The following is a 17,970-nucleotide window of genomic DNA, read 5'->3' as shown; positions in this document are numbered from 1 at the left end:
CTATGCGCTTCGTTTTCGCTGCGCGTCTCTGATCAGTGCGGCGAGACGATAGAACCCATGCGCCATTTTCGTATAGGGCGTCAGCAGAAAGAACGTCGGAACCGATCCGAGATGTATCGCCAACAGAGAGGGCATCAATGCGGTGGACCCCATCGCGTAAAGCACAAGCCCGCTGAACCCGACAAATCCCAGCAGCAGAATAAAGGCTATGTCGCCGCCCCATGCCGAAATATCGCCAAGGTCAGGATCGGACTTGCGCTTTAGCACAACCATCGCACCACAACCGACCGTCAACAGAACGCCGCCCGGAAGGCCAAGCAGCTTCGGCAGCGACCAGAACCCGTAGGGAGCGTGCAGCCCAAAAACGTAATGCATGACCGTGGCGACGGAAGTTGAGGCAAAGCACAGCAGAAAGCCGTACATGATGGCGTGATGCGCGTGGCGGCGAGCCTGACTGAACCGGTCCTCATCTTCGAAATTGCATCCCTCGCCATGGCCGGCGGCAAGGTCCTGCATATTCCCGGCGCGCTTGAAAGCCGCCGACAGGTCGACCAGTCGGACAGGCCTGCCTGCGACCGCGCGCCAATAGCGCCGTAAGCTGATGGTGATGCTGACCACCGGAAACAGAAACGCCGGAGCAAAGATGGCCACCATCGCATTGTGCGACAGGACGGCATAAAAGCCCTCTCCCCCCACCGACCCGATTATACGCATGGCCACGAACAGAGCGGCGAACCCAAGGACCAGCGCCAGCGCGATGGCCCCTCCGTGGGTGTGGAACCGGCGCGCCAAAGGTTGCGGCCAGGCAAAACTCTCCCAACTGTCGCGGCGCACCTCTGCCAGCGATTTGGGCAGGTTCAGATCAAACTCATGCGGTGCGGTATACTGGCAGGCATAGTAACACCCCCGGCAGTTGTGGCAGAGGTTGGCCATCTGGGTGATGTCGCCATCCGAAAACGCACGCCCGGCATGCAGCGCCGGAAAGACCGAGCAATACCCCTCGCAGTACCGACAGGCGTTGCATATCTCGGCCTGACGCCGGGCTTCCTGTATCTGTTCAGTTTGCATGGGCGGCGGCCTCTCGTCCTGCAATGCGTCCAAAAACAGTTCCGATGGTCATGCCGAACCCGGCCAGATACCCCTGCCCCAGAATGGACCCGGCCATGGTCTCTCCGGCGGCCCACAGGTTTCTGATCTTGCCTTTGGGGGTCGAACACTGCGCATTGTCGTCAACCTGCAGGCCCAGATAGGTAAAGGTCACGCCAGTTCGTAACGTGTAGCCATAGAAGGGCGGCTCGGATATCGGTCGCGCCCAGTTGGTTTTCGGCGGCGCAAGGCCCTTAGTCGCAACACCGTCCAACTCGGTCGGGTGAAACCCGCTGGTGTCGCCGCAGGCGGCGTTGAATGCGGCCACGGTCGCCTTCAGCTTGTCGATGGGCAGGCCCATCAATCCGGCCAGTTCATCCAGAGAGTCCGCTTTCAGTGGCGGGAACACGGACGGCATGAACAGGTTCAGCGACTTGGCATCAATGATCACATAGCCCACCTGTTCCGGCTGCGCCGCCACAAGCCGCCCCCAGATTGCGTATCGTTTCGGCCAGACGTCCTCACCTTCGTCATAAAACCGTTCGGCATCTCGGTTCACGACAATCGAAAAGGGAACACAGTCAAGACGAGTGACGATCCCGCCGTCGAATTTTGGCGCACGCCCGTCGACGGCCACGGCGTGACACTGTGTTGGGTCTCCGACGCTGTTCACGCCCTGATCCAGCAGATCGGCCAGAACAACACCGCGATTATAGGGCGTGCCCCGGATCAGAAAGTTTCGCGCCGCGGGACCCCATGCACGGGTCAGCCAATCAGTGTCGGCCTGAAACCCGCCCGAGGCGACAATGACCGTCTTTGGCGTGATGCGATGGGATTGACCTTTATAGGTATAATCGACCCATTCGACCTGATCGCCGACCAACTCAAGATGTGTGACCGCAGCTTCGTACAGGACTTTGACGCCAAGCCCCGTCACCGTCCGGTAATAGGCGTTCACCAGGGATTTGCCGCCGCCCATGAAGAAGGCGTTCGTCCGCGACAGCGACAGGGTACCCGACAGAGAGGGCTGGAAGCGCACGCCACGTTCCTCCATCCATGGCAGACATTCCTCGGACGCCCTGATCGCCATTCGCGCCAGATGCTGGTCGGTCTTGCCGCCGGTGACCTTCAGCAAGTCGGACATGTATTCCTCTTCGCCATAGCTCTCGGTCAGCGGGCCCAGCGGCTCGGAATGCATGCAGCGAAAGTTGCGTGTGTGGCGCGAATTGCCTCCGCGGTACGGCTTGGGCGCGGCTTCAAGAATAAGAACGCTGGCACCCGCTTCGGCCGCGGTGATGGCAGCACATAACGCCGCATTACCGCCGCCGATGATCGCGACATCATAGGTGTTGGGTTCGTTTGTCATTCCTGCCTTCCCTGTCAGGTCCGGTCAGAGGCGCGGTCGCGGTCCTGCAAGGCACGGATACGCATACGTTGCGCGGCCTGAATATGGGATCGCATTTCCGCCTCGGCCGCATCCCCGTCACGGGACTTCAACGCGGCCATGATATGGCGGTGCTCGGCAACGGCCGCCTCTGCCCGGTCGCTGTCCAGCAATTGCGACGGCCCAAGGATCAGCAGGGCCTTTTGCAGGGTATGCATGGATTTCGCAAGAAAACGGTTCTTGGCCGCATCCAGCAGCGTGGCATGGAACACGCGATTGATCTGCGCCGCGTCAGGTCCGGTGCCGGCTTCGGCCAGACGGTCATTGAGAACCTCAAGCTCGTCCAGTTCAACATCCGAGGCCGCGCGGGCCGCAAGCCGCGCCGCGGTGCCTTCAAGCACGGCGCGCATCTCATAAAGTTCCATGACCTCGGCATAATCGAGACTGCGAACAGTCGCCCCAAGTCGTGGGACATGGGTTACGAGACCATCGGCCTCAAGCTGCCGGATCGCTTCGCGCACCGGCGTTCTGCTGACGCCCAGCCGCTCGGACAGTTCGATTTCCCGCAGCCTGTCGCCCGGCAACAGGCTGCCGTCGCGGATCTCATCCAAAAGGCGATGATAGGCGGAATTGCCCTGGGGGCCGTGTTGTATCGGGTCGTCCTGACGGCTCATAACGCTCACGCTTGCAATTTGCGTCCATTTGTATACATTTGGATACACATCAAGTCAACAGCTCTGGAACCCGTATTTTGCCCGCGTCGAATTCACGGATGACACCTCTGATGCAAAGGTCACTCACCTTTGGTCTTGCCGTGCTGGGCACCGCAGTCTTTTGGGCGTTGAACCTGCCGCTGCCTTTTCTGTTCGGCCCCATGTCGACCTGTCTGCTTGCGGCCCTTGCGAAAGCTCCGCTCAAAGGGTTTGGTCAGGTCTCGGTTGCGGCCCGAACGATCCTTGGGGTCGCTGTCGGCGCCGCGATTACGCCGGCCCTGTTTTCCCAGCTTCCTAAGATGGCGGGGTCGGTCATGCTGATTCCGTTCTTCATCATCCTGATCGCGCTTGTCGGGGTACCGTTTTTTCGCAAAGTGTGGGGGTTCGACGACAAGACCGCCTTTTACGCGGCCATGCCCGGCGGGTTGCAGGACATGATTGTCTTCGGCACCGAGGCCGGTGCCGACCCGCGCACCTTGTCTTTGGTGCACGGAACACGCGTTCTGATAATCGTAACGCTGGCCCCCATATTTCTGACGGTGCTTTATGACGCCCAGTTGACCAATCCCATTGGACAACCCGCCGCCGATCTTCCCGTTCACGAGCTTTTTCTGATGGCAATAGCCGCCCTTGTCGGCTGGAAAGGCGGTGAGAGAATTGGCCTCTTCGGTGCGTCAATTCTGGGCCCGCTGATCCTGACGGCGGCACTTTCGCTAGGGGACATCATCCATTCCCGTCCGCCCCGCGAGGCCATTCTTGCGGCGCAGTTTTTCATCGGTTGCGGGATCGGCGTGCAATTCGTCGGCGTGACCTGGAGCGAACTTCGTCGCGTCGTTGCCGCTGGTGTTACTTATGTAGTTATCCTCGCCATTCTCGCGGCGGGCTTCACCGCCATTGTCACAACTCTTGGCCTGGGCCACCCGGTCGAGGCATTTTTGGCCTTTGCCCCGGGCGGACAGGCGGAAATGACTGTTCTGGCGATCGTTTCGGGTGCCGATCTGGGCTTTGTGATCACTCACCACCTGACCCGGATCGTTCTGGTGATCATCGGCGCTCCGATCGCCGCCGGTCTTATTGCGCGCTGGTCCAAACGCCGGGATTGATCATGTGGATCGGTGCACCGTCCGCATAGGCGTTCACCTGATCGAAAATGTCCGCGAACTGCAGATCGAACTCGTCCTCGGTGACGAAACCGATATGGGGGGTTGCGATCAGGTGGGGATGCGAAAGCAACGGGTCCGCGACGTCGGTCAGCGGTTCGGTATCGAATACGTCGATCGCGGCCTTTCCGGGCCGGCTGTTATTGAGCCCTTCCAACAAGGCGCCCGGCGCAATAAGCCCCGCCCGTGATGTGTTCACGAACACCGAGCCCGGCTGCATCACCGCGAAGTCGTCTGCGGTTATGATGCCCAGGGTGTCCGGTTTGAGACGAACGTGAACCGACACCACATCACTGCCGGCAAAGAACGCCTCGCGGCTGGTCGCGACAGTGGCCCCGTCGGCCCGCGCCCGCGCGCGCCCGTCTTCCGAGGACCACCAGACAACGTTCATTCCGAAGGCGTCCGCATAGCTGGCGACGGCGCGGGCGATACGCCCGTACCCGTACAGCCCCAGCCTGCGCCCGCGCAGGGTTTTGCCCACACCTGCCTGCCAGCGCCCGGCCTTTACCGACGCCATCTGGGCGGGCAAATCCCGCATTCCGGTCATGATCAACGCCCAGGTCAGTTCGGCAGCGGCGTAAGAAGGCGTGCCGCCATGCATATTCGAGCACAACAAAACGCCGTGGTCGGAACATGCCTGCACATCGACATGCGGGTAAACGCTGCGCTGGCTGATCAATCGAAGGCGCGGCAACCGGTCCAGCAACTCCCGGGTGATCTTCGTACGCTCTCGAAACAGGACCAGCACCTCGGCATCCTGCAACCGCGCGGCAAGCGTATCGGTATCCTCGACATGATCCGTCCAGACCGTCACGTCGTGGGCGGCCAGTTTTGCAAAGCAAGGCAAACCGCGCAGCGTGTCAAACCAGTCGTCCAGTATGTGAACTTTCATCGGCTTTCTATACCCAACCCGGTTTCCAGCTTTCGTGGCGTCGGTACAAAATGCGGAGCGTCGAGCGCGGCCAGCGCATTTCGGATTCGCTCGCTTTGATCCAGCAGATGATTGAATTGCTCGTCGCAGCCCGCAATCGGCGTCGGGTAATCCGCCATGTCCCGCCGGAGCGCTGCCTGTGCAAGCCTGAGTTCCTGCCGCGCGATATCGAGGCATTCAGAATAGTCGGACATTTTCACACCTCACAAATTGTATACTACAGTATACCATTTGATCTTCACGCGATCAATGCCCCTGCCAGACGTCCTGCGGCACGTAGATGTGACCATCGGCCAGCTTGCGCGCGGTGCGCACCAGACCAGCCGAGTTCAGCGCAAAACCGTCCCTGGTCGAGAAATCGACCAGAACGTCGATCTTGCCTGATGCATGCTCCAAGACCACCTCGGCAGGCCCGGTCTCGGCGCGCTTTAGCAACCCGTCCGCGACGGTGCCCGGCGTCAACGCGCACGAGGCCATGCATTGCGCTCCGGTGACAGCCATCGTCGGGTGGGTCTTCCAGGGCATGAAATACCGGACAGCTACGGTTCCACCCTCCCTTGGTGCCGCCAGAAGCCCGAATTTCGGGGTTACGGACTGGGTGACATCGCCCATCCCCATCAATTGACCAGCCTCGATCCGAACGGCCTCCATCCGGTCAAAAAAAACGCGGTTGGCGTCCAGTTCCTCGGCGCTTTCATAACCCGTCAGGCCAAAGTCCGCAGCGCGGGCGATGGCCATGGGCATTGCGACGTCCATGCAGGTCAATTCGATCCCCTGTACCGTATCGCGCAGATTGCCAGTGGGCAGGAACGCACCCGTGGACGACCCGACAACACCCATGAAACTCAGTTGAACCGGCGCTGCGTGGCCCGGCACACCGGCGATTTCCGTCCCGCCCTCATAAGCAAGTTGACCACCGGGTGTCTGCACCCTGGCAATCACCTGCGCCCCTGTGTTGACGGCACGAATGCGGATCTCGGTCTCGTCACCCTCCGGCTTGATCAAACCCATTTCAATCGCCGCCGGGCCAACGCCGGAGAGGATATTCCCACAGGTGGGTTTAAAATCGACCAGCTTTTCTTCCACCGAGACCTGCGCAAAGAAATAGTCGATATCCGCCCAGCCATCCTCGCTGGCCGACAGCATCGCAACCTTGGTGGTAACCGCTGCGCCGCCTCCGATTCCGTCAATGTTGAGCGGATGCCCGGCCCCAACCGCAGCAATCAGGACCTTGGCCAGCGTGTCCGGGTCATCCGGCAGATCGGATCTGCGGAAATAGGGCCCCCGCGAGGTGCCGCCGCGCATGAAAATATAGGGGATTGCGGTTTGGGTCATCCTGCGCCCTCCTCGACGTGTTTCGTGAGAACTTCGGTGAATTCACGCGTGCCAAGTGCCCCCTGAAGATCGCGTGTTCGCGTTTCAGGCAAAGCCAGAACAGCCCCAACAGAGGCGCGGATCAGGTCAGCGGCGGCGCCCTCACCAAGATGCCGCAGCAGCATTTCCACCGACAAAACAAGCGAGATGGGATTCGCCATGTCCTTGCCCGCAATGTCCGGGGCCGAACCGTGTTGGGCCTGCGCGACCGCATGGCGCGTGCCGAAATTGAGAGATCCGGCCAGCCCCAACCCCCCGGCCAGCTCCGATGCCAGGTCGCTGAGGATGTCGCCGAACATGTTGGTGGTGATCAGCACATCAAACCGCGACGGGTCCCTGACCAAGTGGGCTGCCGCCGCATCCACCAGCATCTCGTCATAGGTGACAGAGGAGCATTCCTTTGCAACCGCCCGGGTGCAATCCAGGAATAGCCCGTCCGTCATACGCATGACATTTGCCTTGTGAATGACAGTCACATGTCTGGCGGGACGGGCGGCGGCCAGTTCAAATCCCGCGCGCGCGATGTCAAGGCTGGCGGCGCGGGTGACTTTGCGAAACGCCAGCGCAACGTCCGGCTCAGGCATGAATTCCCCACCACCTGCAAACATGTTGCGATCGGCATAGAACCCTTCAAGGTTTTCGCGCATCACAACGAGATCGAAGGCTTTGCGAGACGGCGCATCCAACCCCGGCCATGTTCTGGCCGGGCGGTGATTGGCAAACAAGTCCAGTTCCTTGCGCAAAACCCCCGACGGGTTGCGCCCGCCCTGCTCTGCCGGAGGGTACGAGTTGTGCGAGACCGGGCCGAGGATCACACCATCGGCTGCCTTCGCGGCGTCGATCACGGATTGCGGGATGGTTGACCCGTCCGCCGCCAGCGCCGCAAAGCCGATATCCCGGCGCAGGATCCGAATGTCCCGTGTCAGCGCCGGTCTGGCGGCCTGCAAGACCGCCAGCGTTGCAGCCATAATCTCTGGCCCGATGCCGTCGCCTTCGAGGCAGAGCAGCTTCAGGGGGCTGCTCATTTCAATGGCCAGGGCAGATTGACCATGTCCTGCAACAGGCCGGGCGGAAAGTCTCGGTTCAGGGCGCCCGCCATGAGGCACATGAAACCGATACCGCAGGCGGTCAGAAGCAGTGTCATCTGCCAGCTCGACCCCGCACGAACGCGGAAGAAGGTGATCAGAAACCCGATCAGCGCAAGGATGAACCCAACAAACCAGGTGGCTGCAATCAGTGCTGCAAACCATGCCAGTGTCGACCAGAGGCCATGCGGTGCGCTGGCGTCCTCTCCGGCGACTTCCTTATCCGCAAAGATCGCGTCACCCTCGGACCGCCGCATCATCTGGAACAGAAGGATCACGCAACAGAACAGCGAGACGCCACCGATCACCAGCGGGATGATCTTGTCGGTCATGTTGTAGTCGGGGATCATATTGGCATTGACCAGAGCGACGATCAGATAGGCCATGATGACCAGCAGGAAGACCAGGGGCGCCCGCTTGGTTCCTGCCTGCACGTCCCCTTCGGCCATGATCATCCTGGCCTGACGAATACCCAGAATGACCGATACGATCGTGACCACGATCAGCACGATCACGATGGGGCTGAAGACATACTCCATGCCCTCGCCAAAGCTCTTGCGGAACCGGAAGGAGGCGATCTGGAACGCCTGGTTGGTGAACTTCTCGACCGGGTTGGACAGCACGAAACCAATCAGAAAGGCCGGGCGCGACCAGTCGAACCGGCGCAGGAAGATGCCGATCAGACCGATGGCGAACAAGGCCAGCAGGTCTTCGAAATTCTGACCCGACTGGAACGCCGCAAAGCTGATCAGCATGAACAGGAACGGCGCAAGATAAGTGAAGCGGATTGTCGTAAGCTTGGCAATACCGCCCGACGCCGCGATACACAGGATGGTGCCCGCCACATTGGCCAGCGCCAGCAGCCACACGATCGAATAGGTGATGTCGAGGTTGTCCTGGAGCATGCTCGGACCCACCTCGATATCCCCCGATCCCAGCAATGCGACCGCACCGATGAAGATTGCCATCGACCCTGACCCGGGGATGCCGAAGAGCAGGGTCGGCACAAGCCCACCGCCTTCCTTCGCATTGTTCGAACTTTCCGGGCCGATGACGCCGCGCACTTCGCCGCTGCCGAACTTGCTTTTGTCCTTGGTCGACTGGACGGTGTGGCCATAGGCGATCCAGTCCACGACCGAGCCGCCCAGACCGGGAATAACACCGACAACAACGCCGATGATCGAGCACCGGACCGACAGCCAGATATTGGCGAACCAATCCCGGACACCATCCATCCACCCGGCCCCCAGCGAGGCCCCTTTGGCGATGGACCGGTCCTGCCGCAGCAGCGAGACGATCTCGGGCACCGCAAAGATGCCCAGACCGACGATAACCAGCTTCAGGCCATCCGTCAGATAGGGAATGTCATAGGTGGCCATGCGCAACGACCCGCCCGCATCCGCCTCGCCAATGGTGCCGACCATCAGGCCAAGGCCGGCGGCGGCCACGCCTTTCAGGGGGATGCGTCCCGCCAAAATGGCGACCATGGACAGGCCAAGGATGGTGATCATCAGCATTTCGGGCAGACCGAAGGCCAGAACGATGGGCCGGGCGACCAGAATGAACATTGTCAGGAAGGTCGCGCCAACCAGACCGCCGAACAGGGACGAGGCAAAAGCGGCGGACAATGCCCGCGCCGCCTCGCCATTCTTGGCCATCGGAAAACCGTCCAGCACAGTCGCCTGCGAGGCCGAACTTCCGGGGATGCCCATTAGGACCGATGCGAAGGTATCGGAAGTTGGAACAACAGCGACCATCCCGATCATCAGCGCCAGACCCAGGATCGGATCCATCCCGAACATGAAAGGCAGCAACAGCGACAACCCGGCGATACCACCCAGCCCGGGAAAGACACCCACGGCCAGCCCCATGACAACGCCAAGGACAAGGTAGCCCAGAACGACAGGTTGCAGGATCAGACTCCACGCATCACCAAGCGCGGGAAGAGCGGTGGCGAAAACCTCCATAGCGGCCGCCTTTCATTGTTGTTCTTGTGTTAAAAAAGCGCGCCCCGTCTTCGGGGGCGCGCTGTGAGAGGTCGGCTTAGTTCAGCTCGACGCCGTAGGCTTCTTTGAGCCAGTTCAGAACATATGCCTTGGCATTGTCATCGACGCTAGTTGCCGTTTGCAACGCCGCCTTGGACCCGTCGCCAACGAAGACCGGGTATTTGCCGACGCGCTTTGACGAAATATCAGCGAAATCACCACGTTCAGTCACCGCCTGGAAGGCTGCGGTGTAGGCATCGACAACCTCTTGCGGCGTGTCGCCGGGCAGGAATGCGAGCTTCTGAACCGGGAAGCCTGCGACAAAGAACGCTTTCCACGCGTCCCAGGCCTCACCGCTGGTTTCGCAGCCATCCGTCGCTTCGCACACTTCCTTGAAGGTCGGGATATCGGGGAACGTCGGATCACGAACGATGTTGCCATCCGCATCCAATGCGCCCCAGGTCATCATCGGAACCGCCTGACCAGCGTCCACCAGGTCTGTCGAGCCGCCCAGATACCCTGAAGACGTCTGATAATCGATATTGGCTTCGCCACGCTCGAACATCAGGCGGCCATCGCCGCGCCCCTTGATGCCGAACACCGGTTCAACATTCATGCCCAGCATCTGCCAGGCCAGCAGCGGAACCAGATCCAGACGCGTCGCGCCCTGAGAGCCATAGATAAAGCTGGTGTCCTTAAGCGCGTTCGCGGACCCGTCGAACTTGGCGCCATCCTCTGCATTCAGATAGGCCACGCCACCGGTGCCCGACGCCATGACCGGGATCCAGTCATTATATTCATAGCGCACACGGGGATCGCTCAGCAGATAGGGAAACTGGGTCGAGCCGGATGTGCCGAACAGCAGCGTTCCGTCGTCATGTTTTTGCTCCTGAAACCAGTTGGCGCCCTTGGTCGAACCCGCGCCCGGCATGAACTTTACCACTACGGTCGGCTGACCCGGCAGAGCCTCGGACAGAAGCGGCGCAAAGAAGTTGGCCCATTTGGCCGACCCGCCAGTTTCCGAAAACGGAATGACCCATTCAACGGTCTCGCCCGAAAAATCAACTTCGGCTGCAACGGGCGCGGCCAGACCGGTGGCGGCTATCAGCCCCACGACGGCGCGGCGGGTAAAGCTGGAAATGGTCATTGGTTCCTCCCTGTTGACCAGACAACCACGACGGCACTTCATCCGCCACCGCGATCGCAAATAGAACTGTGGGGTTGATTCCCCCTCCCATCTGGCAATCATGAGGGACCAACCTTGCGCGAAACTTGCAGGAGCCCGGATGCGGATTGTCATCGTCGAGGACAACGAAACCCTCGCCAACGCCATTGCCTACCGGTTGCGCGACCGGGGCCATGCGGCCGACATTCTGTATGACGGTGAGGCCGCGGAACTGTATCTGGAGCAGGAAGGCGCGGACCTTGTCGTATTGGACATTAACCTGCCCGGCCGGTCGGGGCTTGAGATTCTGCAGTCGCTGCGCCGGCGCGGCGACGGGGTGCCGGTCATTCTGCTGACCGCGCGTTCGGAAACCAGCGACAGGGTTACCGGCCTGGACATGGGGGCCGACGATTATCTGGTCAAACCGTTCGAGATGGACGAATTGGAGGCGCGCATCCGGGCGCTGTCCCGCCGCAAACAGCTGGATTACGGCGCGCGTGAGTCCATCGGCGGGCTGGAATTCGACCGCACCGCCCGACAGGTCAGCGTGCGCGGCAAGGTTCTGGACGTGCCGCGCCGCGAAATGGCGGTTCTGGAATGCCTGCTGGAGCGACGGGGGCGGATCGTCCCCAAAAGCCAGCTGACGGATTATGTCTACGGCGTGGGGGCAGATGTCGAGGATTCAGCCGTTGAGCCCCATGTTTCGCGGTTACGCAAGCGGTTGCAGGATCTGGGTATCAGGATCAAAACCGCCCGGGGCCTGGGGTATTTGCTGGAGGTACACAAGTGATCCAGCGTCGGTCGCTCAGACTCAGGCTGTTTCTTTTGATCCTGACGCCCCTGGTGCTGATCGCGGTCCTGCTGGGTTACTGGCGGATTACGGTGGCTCAGCGCACCGCCCAGGAGTTGTTCGACGACAGCCTGCTCTCTGCGGGCCTTGCAATTTCCCGTGATGTCGCCATCTCGGACGGCGACGCGCTTTTGCCATCGACGCGAAACCTGATCCGGGATGCCTCCGGAGGCGAGATTTTCTACCATGTGACCGGTCCCGGCGGGTTTTACGTGACAGGTTATGCCTATCCGCCCGCTCCGGGCGCGTCGGGCGATCGTGACCCTTACAAACCGCATTTCTTCGAGGCAATCTATCGCGGCGAACCGGTTCGCGTACTCAGAATGACCGAGAGGGTTGCCCTGGACAATCTGGTCGGGGATGCCACGGTCACCGCCTGGCAATTGCTGGCAGACCGCAATGCGTTTGCCAATCAGTTGTCGGTCAGGGCGGCCATACTCATGGGGGTTCTGCTGGCGACGCTTGCACTTGTGGTCTGGTTCGGTGTCGAACGCGGGCTTCGGCCCTTGCTGGACTTGCAGGATGCAATCGATCTGCGGTCACCCGACGACCTCAGCCAAATCAAACGGCCTGTCCCTGTCGAAGTTCTGGGGGTCGTGCAAACCCTGAACCGGCTGTTCGGACAGGTGGAACGCAGCATCAGCGCCCATCAGACCTTTATTTCAGAGGCGGCGCATCAATTGCGAAACCCGGCGGCGGCCGTTCAGTCGATGGCCGAGGCTCTTCAGGACGCAAAAACAGAAGGCGATAAAGACAAACGCATTTCCGAGCTTGTGACCGCCGCAAGAAATTCAGCGTCCGTGGCGGAACAACTGTTGTCCCTTGAACGCCTCAGACAACCGTCACAGCAGGATCAGTTTGAGGCTATCGATTTTCGCAACGTCGTCGAAGAGGCCTGCACGGACATGGGGGTTCAGATCCTTGCCAAAGGGGTGGAATTTGACGTTGCAATGCCCGACTTCCCGGTTCCAGTTTCTGGTGACCGTGTCTTTCTGGGCGAAGCGATCAAGAACCTGCTGGACAATGCCCTGAAACATGGCGGGAAGGACCTTAGCAGGATTTCAGTGACCATGACCTGCGATCCCGAAACGATTGCAGTCACGGTGAAAGACGACGGCAAAGGCCTTGCCCCGGAGCAGAGCGAAAAGGCATTTGGCCGTTTCTCACAACTGGACCACTCCGCCGGCAGCGGCCTCGGCCTGTCCATCGTCCAGGCCGTCGCCCAACGCCACGACGGGCAAATCTGGATCAACAAAGTCGAAAACGGCGCCAGCCTGACACTCTCCCTGCCTTGCGACGGCTGATTTGATGAGGTGCAGCGGGGATCCGCTTTGGATTATCGCATCTTGGATGTCCGCCTTTGAGAAGGACAGGCGCGAGGGGCAGGTTTGGCAAAAAAGGTATACTTAGAGTAAGTTAGACAAAGTTTTTCTCAAGTAGCCCGGCCTGAATTATGCCTTTAGTCAGCTCCTGTTAAAGCTGAAGGGAAACAGTAGCTGACCGAAGAAGGCACCAAAAGCGCGCCAATGAGAAATCCGGCACTGCTGCAATAAAGAACTTCGCCTTCGAACTTGATGAACCAGCAGAACGGCCTGACGGTTCGTTCATTGCAGCGCACATACTGGTGATTTCGCGGCAGGCATCTTGACGATCAGCCTCGGTTTCCGGCGCCACTGGCAGAGAATCTGAATTTATCGCCTTTGCGAGTTGATTGAGGTTGACTGAAAGACGCGACTGCCCGAGCGCGCCGAAAACGCGGCCAAGGGCGGTTATGTCCTGTACCGGGGCTATCCCACGCCGTTTGCACGGTCCAACATCATCGCCAAAGAGCCGCTCGCGGATATATGCACCAAGCGGCTTGTCGCCTCGTTCGGAGTCCTGCCGGCGCGCTCGTCATAGGTCAGGCGCAGAGAGAATGGCGGCGGGTAGTTGTTATTGGCCGTTTTACCGTGCGAAATCCTGTTGAACTTCGGGTCTGGGCTGCTCTTCATCGCTTCAGACCGTTAAGGTCTAATGTCGCGAGATCGCGTTCCCAGTCCTCAAGAACCTCAAATAATTGGCTTGAGGGTTCGCTCGTCAGGTTCACCCAACCCCTGAACACCGACTTTGCGTAAACTTGCGCCTCTGCGCGCAAAATGCGTGTGTTTGTCAATCGCAAGCAGACCGTTTCGCCGCCATGGCAGGGTCGATTTCTCTGGAAATTAATGAGTGTATATCCACTGCTCAAATTCAACGCATCAGCTTGCCAAGGCGCCTGACGCTGCGCAGTGATTTCCTGCCTGTTCTATTCCACAAGTTTGCCAGCCCCGCTTTTGGTAACCGAAGTCGACATCAGAACGGAATATTTTCCTCTATCTGCTGGCCGAAAGAAATTCTACACGACCACTTGAAACGCTGTCTCAAACGAGACATCTATGTCTCATGTCAAAAATTCGACCAGATACCCGTGACGCCATCGTGGAAGCCGCGTTCGAGGTTTTCTCGGAACGTCCGACCGCCTCGCTGAGCGATGTCGCAGACCGCGCGGGCGTGGGGCGGGCGACGTTGCACAGGTATTTTCCGGGCCGTCCTGAGTTGATGCGCGCGCTGGCTTCAATAGCGCTTGCCGAGCTGGAGGAGGCGGTCCGCATCGCAACGTCGGGGGCACAAAGCTATGCCGAAGGGTTTCGGCTGTCCCTGTTCGCCATTGTCCCGCTGGCAAACCGTCAGTGGTTTCTTGCCAACGAAGGGCAAGAGGCGGATCCGGACATCGCGGGGGCCTATGCAGAAAGCCGCGCCCAGCTATTGCAGGACATAGAACAGGCCAAGGCCGAAGGCGCTTTCGACGCGCATGTCCCGACCCTCTGGATCGCCGAGGCTTATGAAAACCTCATCTATGCGGCCTGGTCCATGGTGCGATCAGGCGATGCCACCCCGAAACAAGCAGCAGAACTTGCCTGGCGGACGTTATCGTCCGGTCTGAACGGAGGCCCCTCATGAATCTTGAAGGTCTGACATCACAAATAGACGACGCCTTTTTTCTGATCGGCGCTGCGATCCTGCTGGTTGAAATAGCCGAAATGGCGTTCAAGCGCGAATTCCGGGCGCGTACCTTTGGCGAGATGCTGGTCAGCGCATCCACGCAGATACCCTATGTATTAATCGAAACCTTTATCCTGACCGGCGCATATGGCCTGTACTGGATCATTGCGCAAATCCTGCCATGGTCCATCCCGGTCACGTGGTGGAGCCTGGCGCTGGTCGTGCTGCTGGCTGACATTACCTATTACTGGGAACACCGCATTGCCCATGAGGTCAGGATTTTGTGGACGCAACACGCGGTTCACCATTCATCGCGGGATATGAACATCGTCACAGGAATCCGGTTTGGCCCGCTGGAAGGGGTCTGGTCCCTGATCGCCCATTTGCCGCTTGCCTTTCTGGGTTTTGCACCCGAGGCGATCATTTTCGGCGTCGTTGCCGTGTTGGCGTACCAAACCTGGCTGCACACCGAACTGATCGGTAAACTGGGACCGCTGGAATGGGTGCTGAACACACCGTCGCATCACCGGGTTCATCACGGCAGCGACGACAAATATCTCGACCGGAATTACGGCGGCATCCTGATCGTCTGGGACCGGCTGTGGCACACATTCCAGGCCGAGGAAGAAACGCCGCGCTACGGGCTGACGCGGGACTTCGACAGCCGCAACCCAGTCAAAGTCTGGTTTTCGGAATGGCCGCAGCTTTTCCGCGATATCAAAAAGGCGAAATCACCCGGCGAGGCCTTGGGCTTTCTCTTCAAACCGCCCGGGTGGGAGCCGAAACGATGATGGCCACAAGGTGCAGGCAGCGCTATCACTTTTCCGACGGGTCGCTTTCGGCGTAGTCGCGCAGCCCTTCGACATCCGAGATCTCGGCGTGGTTTCGGTCGATCCTCACGCCGACCGACTTCAGCCGGGAAAAGGCCCGGCTCAGGCTTTCGGGTTTCATGCCCAGACGTCCGGCGATCAGCATCTTGTCATAGGGCAGTTCCACCTCGCAGCCATCGGTTTCCGTGTCGCACAGGTTCAGCAGAAACTCTGCGACCCGCTGCGCCCCGGTCTGGGCCTTGAGCTGTTCGAGCTGGGCAACCAGAGAGTGCAGATGCGTGAATGTGGCCGCAAGGATGGACACGCCGATTTCCGGGTCGCGCCGCATCAGCGACAGCAAAACCGGGCTGGGAATATGCATCAGGTCACAGGCTGAAACAGCCTCGGCCGACACCGGATAAGGGACGTTGCGCAACGCCACCGCTTCGCCAAAGCTTTCGCCGCGGGTAAAGACGCTGACCACGGCTTCGGCTCCGGTCGGCGACATGCGGAACAGCTTGACCCACCCGGACAGAACCACGTGGACGGCCTTGGCCTCTTCCTCTTGCAGGAAAATCGTTTCCCCGCGGTCGTATTGCCGCCAGATGGCATGGCTCAGCAATTCTTCGACATGCTGTTCGGGCAAGCTCTTGAGCAACAGCGACTGTCGGGCAATCGCTTTTTGTGCCTCATGCGCCATTCAGGTCCCCTCTTCCCCGGTCCATGTTCTGACCGGTACATCCTTCGGGCCCAGCCTATGCCAAAGCTGCCTTCGCTGCACCAGCCTTTTCCTGCGCCAACTTGACAATAGTCATGTCCCCCGCCCGCCCACGCGCCTAATCTCTGCCAAAGCCAGTAATCCGGGGAGCCAGAAAGATGGACTACGAGCGATTTTTCACCCAGAGCCTGGACGCATTGAAGGACGAGGGAAATTACCGCGTTTTCATCGACCTGCAACGGCGCTGCGGATCATTCCCGAACGCATGTCAGACCGACGGGCCGGTGCAGCGCGATGTCCGGATCTGGTGTTCCAACGACTATCTGGGCATGGGGCAGCACCCCGCCGTAATCTCTGCCATGCATGACGCGCTGGATCGTTGCGGTGCCGGCGCGGGCGGTACCCGCAACATCTCGGGCACCACCCATGACCATGTTCTGCTTGAGGGTGAACTGGCCGATCTGCACGACAAAGAGGCTGCGTTGTTGTTCACCTCCGGCTATGTTTCGAACTGGGCGGCGCTGGGAACGCTTGCCGCGAAAATCCCCGGCCTGATCGTATTTTCGGACGCGCTGAACCATGCGTCGATGATCGAAGGCATCCGGCATTCGCGGGCGCAAAAAGTGATCTGGAAGCATAACGATCTGGCGGATCTGGAGGCGAAACTGGCCGCTGCCGACCCCGATGCCCCTAAGATGATCGCCTTTGAATCGGTCTATTCGATGGATGGCGATATCGCCCCGATCAAGGAAATCTGCGATCTGGCGGACAAATATGGCGCCATGACCTATCTGGATGAGGTCCACGCCGTTGGCCTTTATGGCCCGCGTGGCGGCGGGATTGCCGAACGCGAAGGGCTGATGGACCGGCTGACCGTCATCGAAGGCACGCTGGGTAAGGCCTTTGGCGTTGTCGGCGGATATATCGCAGCGTCCGCCGCGCTGTGCGATTTCGTGCGCAGCTTTGCCAGCGGCTTCATCTTTACCACGGCACTGCCGCCCTCGATCGCGGCAGGGGCCGCCGCCTCGATCCGGCATCTAAAACAGTCCAACACCGAGCGTGATCTGCAAAAGACCCGTGTGGCACAGGTACGTGCCCGACTGGACGCTGAAGGCATCCCGCATCTGCCCAACCCCAGCCACATCATCCCGGTGATGGTGGGCGACCCGGTGAAATGCAAATTCATCTCGGACACGCTGCTTGAGGAATTCGGTATCTACATCCAGCCGATCAACTACCCCACTGTCCCCAAAGGAACCGAGCGTCTGCGGATCACGCCTTCTCCGGTGCATACGGACGAAGATATCGACCATCTGGTCGGCGCGCTGTCAGCCCTATGGCAACGGTGCCAGATCGCGCGGATGCCGATGGCTGCCCAGTAAACAAAGCGCTCCTTGCTTGAAAAACTGCCGCCCAGATCGGGCGGCTTTTTTCTGCTTCAAACGAGGTAGAGGGCAAAGATCAGCACCGAATACCCGGTTAGAACCATGGTGAATCCGCGCAACCAGGCTGGGCTTCTAGCAAGGTCCAGATATTGCGCAAGGATTACGTGCGTCTTGATCAGCGCAAGCAACAGAATGCCACCCCCCATGACCGCAGCCGGCACCGGCAGCAAGGTCAGTACCGCTGAGCCGACACTTAGCCCCAAAAGGGCAAGCCAGGCCCATGTCAGAGTGTTGTCCCCCATCG

17 protein-coding genes are annotated in these 17,970 nt (G+C 60.0%); 6 read left to right on the top strand and 11 right to left on the bottom strand.

What is annotated here, in order from left to right; genetic code table 11:
- Genes tcuB through ACR0D8_RS00445 form a run of 3 tightly spaced genes read right to left on the bottom strand, consistent with a single transcriptional unit; the run spans window position 1 to window position 3,144 of the window.
- Entirely contained in the window at window positions 1-1,068 is a 1,068-nt protein-coding gene (gene tcuB / locus ACR0D8_RS00455) for a tricarballylate utilization 4Fe-4S protein TcuB (protein WP_480643911.1), read from the bottom strand.
- Window positions 1,058-2,452 carry an FAD-dependent tricarballylate dehydrogenase TcuA gene (gene tcuA / locus ACR0D8_RS00450; protein WP_480643909.1) on the bottom strand — a complete coding sequence of 465 codons (1,395 nt, stop codon included), beginning with the start codon at window positions 2,450-2,452 and terminating at the stop codon, window positions 1,058-1,060. The genes tcuB and tcuA overlap by 11 nt, the downstream gene beginning before the upstream one ends.
- A gap of 14 nt (window positions 2,453-2,466) precedes the next feature.
- Window positions 2,467-3,144: a GntR family transcriptional regulator gene (locus ACR0D8_RS00445; protein WP_480643907.1), complete on the bottom strand. Its 678-nt coding sequence runs from the start codon at window positions 3,142-3,144 to the stop codon at window positions 2,467-2,469.
- Window positions 3,145-3,254: 110 nt separating this feature from the next.
- Here ACR0D8_RS00445 and ACR0D8_RS00440 point away from each other — a divergent pair, with 110 nt between their 5' ends.
- The gene (locus ACR0D8_RS00440) at window positions 3,255-4,286 is read left to right on the top strand and encodes an AbrB family transcriptional regulator (RefSeq protein WP_480643906.1); all 1,032 of its coding nucleotides are present in this window, start codon (window positions 3,255-3,257) and stop codon (window positions 4,284-4,286) included.
- Here ACR0D8_RS00440 and ACR0D8_RS00435 read toward each other — a convergent pair.
- The 6 genes from ACR0D8_RS00435 to ACR0D8_RS00410 all read right to left on the bottom strand — a co-directional run bounded on the left by ACR0D8_RS00435 (window position 4,255) and on the right by ACR0D8_RS00410 (window position 10,865).
- The gene (locus tag ACR0D8_RS00435; protein WP_480643905.1) at window positions 4,255-5,235 is read right to left on the bottom strand and encodes a D-2-hydroxyacid dehydrogenase family protein; all 981 of its coding nucleotides are present in this window, start codon (window positions 5,233-5,235) and stop codon (window positions 4,255-4,257) included. The two genes, ACR0D8_RS00440 and ACR0D8_RS00435, sit on opposite strands and share 32 nt — an antisense overlap.
- Complete coding sequence (locus ACR0D8_RS00430) at window positions 5,232-5,468, bottom strand: hypothetical protein (RefSeq protein ID WP_480643903.1); 237 nt, start codon at window positions 5,466-5,468, stop codon at window positions 5,232-5,234. The genes ACR0D8_RS00435 and ACR0D8_RS00430 overlap by 4 nt, the downstream gene beginning before the upstream one ends.
- A gap of 52 nt (window positions 5,469-5,520) precedes the next feature.
- Window positions 5,521-6,609: a 4-oxalomesaconate tautomerase gene (locus tag ACR0D8_RS00425; protein WP_480643901.1), complete on the bottom strand. Its 1,089-nt coding sequence runs from the start codon at window positions 6,607-6,609 to the stop codon at window positions 5,521-5,523.
- Complete coding sequence (locus ACR0D8_RS00420; RefSeq protein ID WP_480643899.1) at window positions 6,606-7,673, bottom strand: isocitrate/isopropylmalate dehydrogenase family protein; 1,068 nt, start codon at window positions 7,671-7,673, stop codon at window positions 6,606-6,608. Before ACR0D8_RS00420 ends, ACR0D8_RS00425 begins: the two co-directional genes overlap by 4 nt.
- Complete coding sequence (locus ACR0D8_RS00415) at window positions 7,670-9,700, bottom strand: tripartite tricarboxylate transporter permease (RefSeq protein WP_480643898.1); 2,031 nt, start codon at window positions 9,698-9,700, stop codon at window positions 7,670-7,672. The genes ACR0D8_RS00420 and ACR0D8_RS00415 overlap by 4 nt, the downstream gene beginning before the upstream one ends.
- Window positions 9,701-9,776: 76 nt before the next feature.
- Window positions 9,777-10,865 (bottom strand): tricarboxylate transporter, encoded by a 1,089-nt coding sequence (locus ACR0D8_RS00410; protein WP_480643896.1) that lies wholly within the window; start codon window positions 10,863-10,865, stop codon window positions 9,777-9,779.
- A 139-nt stretch (window positions 10,866-11,004) separates the two neighbouring features.
- Between ACR0D8_RS00410 and ACR0D8_RS00405 the strand changes: the two genes are divergently transcribed.
- From ACR0D8_RS00405 to ACR0D8_RS00390, 4 genes are all read left to right on the top strand, one after another.
- A complete protein-coding gene (locus ACR0D8_RS00405) occupies window positions 11,005-11,673 on the top strand; it encodes a response regulator transcription factor (protein WP_480643895.1) in 669 nt (222 codons plus the stop codon).
- The gene (locus tag ACR0D8_RS00400; protein WP_480643893.1) at window positions 11,670-13,037 is read left to right on the top strand and encodes a sensor histidine kinase; all 1,368 of its coding nucleotides are present in this window, start codon (window positions 11,670-11,672) and stop codon (window positions 13,035-13,037) included. Before ACR0D8_RS00405 ends, ACR0D8_RS00400 begins: the two co-directional genes overlap by 4 nt.
- Window positions 13,038-14,154: 1,117 nt before the next feature.
- Window positions 14,155-14,712 carry a TetR/AcrR family transcriptional regulator gene (locus tag ACR0D8_RS00395; RefSeq protein ID WP_480643891.1) on the top strand — a complete coding sequence of 186 codons (558 nt, stop codon included), beginning with the start codon at window positions 14,155-14,157 and terminating at the stop codon, window positions 14,710-14,712.
- Complete coding sequence (locus ACR0D8_RS00390) at window positions 14,709-15,545, top strand: sterol desaturase family protein (protein ID WP_480643890.1); 837 nt, start codon at window positions 14,709-14,711, stop codon at window positions 15,543-15,545. Before ACR0D8_RS00395 ends, ACR0D8_RS00390 begins: the two co-directional genes overlap by 4 nt.
- Before the next feature lie 25 nt (window positions 15,546-15,570).
- Here ACR0D8_RS00390 and ACR0D8_RS00385 read toward each other — a convergent pair whose 3' ends face one another.
- Window positions 15,571-16,263, bottom strand: a complete 693-nt coding sequence (locus ACR0D8_RS00385) for a Crp/Fnr family transcriptional regulator (RefSeq protein WP_475163225.1) — start codon at window positions 16,261-16,263, stop codon at window positions 15,571-15,573.
- 176 nt (window positions 16,264-16,439) lie between these two features.
- Between ACR0D8_RS00385 and hemA the strand changes: the two genes are divergently transcribed.
- Window positions 16,440-17,663: a 5-aminolevulinate synthase gene (hemA, locus tag ACR0D8_RS00380; RefSeq protein ID WP_480643889.1), complete on the top strand. Its 1,224-nt coding sequence runs from the start codon at window positions 16,440-16,442 to the stop codon at window positions 17,661-17,663.
- Between the two features lie 56 nt (window positions 17,664-17,719).
- Here hemA and ACR0D8_RS00375 read toward each other — a convergent pair whose 3' ends face one another.
- Window positions 17,720-17,968 carry a nitric oxide reductase F protein gene (locus ACR0D8_RS00375; RefSeq protein ID WP_480643887.1) on the bottom strand — a complete coding sequence of 83 codons (249 nt, stop codon included), beginning with the start codon at window positions 17,966-17,968 and terminating at the stop codon, window positions 17,720-17,722.
- Window positions 17,969-17,970: the final 2 nt, after the last annotated feature.

This window comes from Ruegeria sp. BG10, assembly GCF_056538575.1.
The sequence above is the reverse complement of the archived record's forward strand: the minus strand, read 5'-3'. Positions and strand labels throughout refer to the sequence as shown.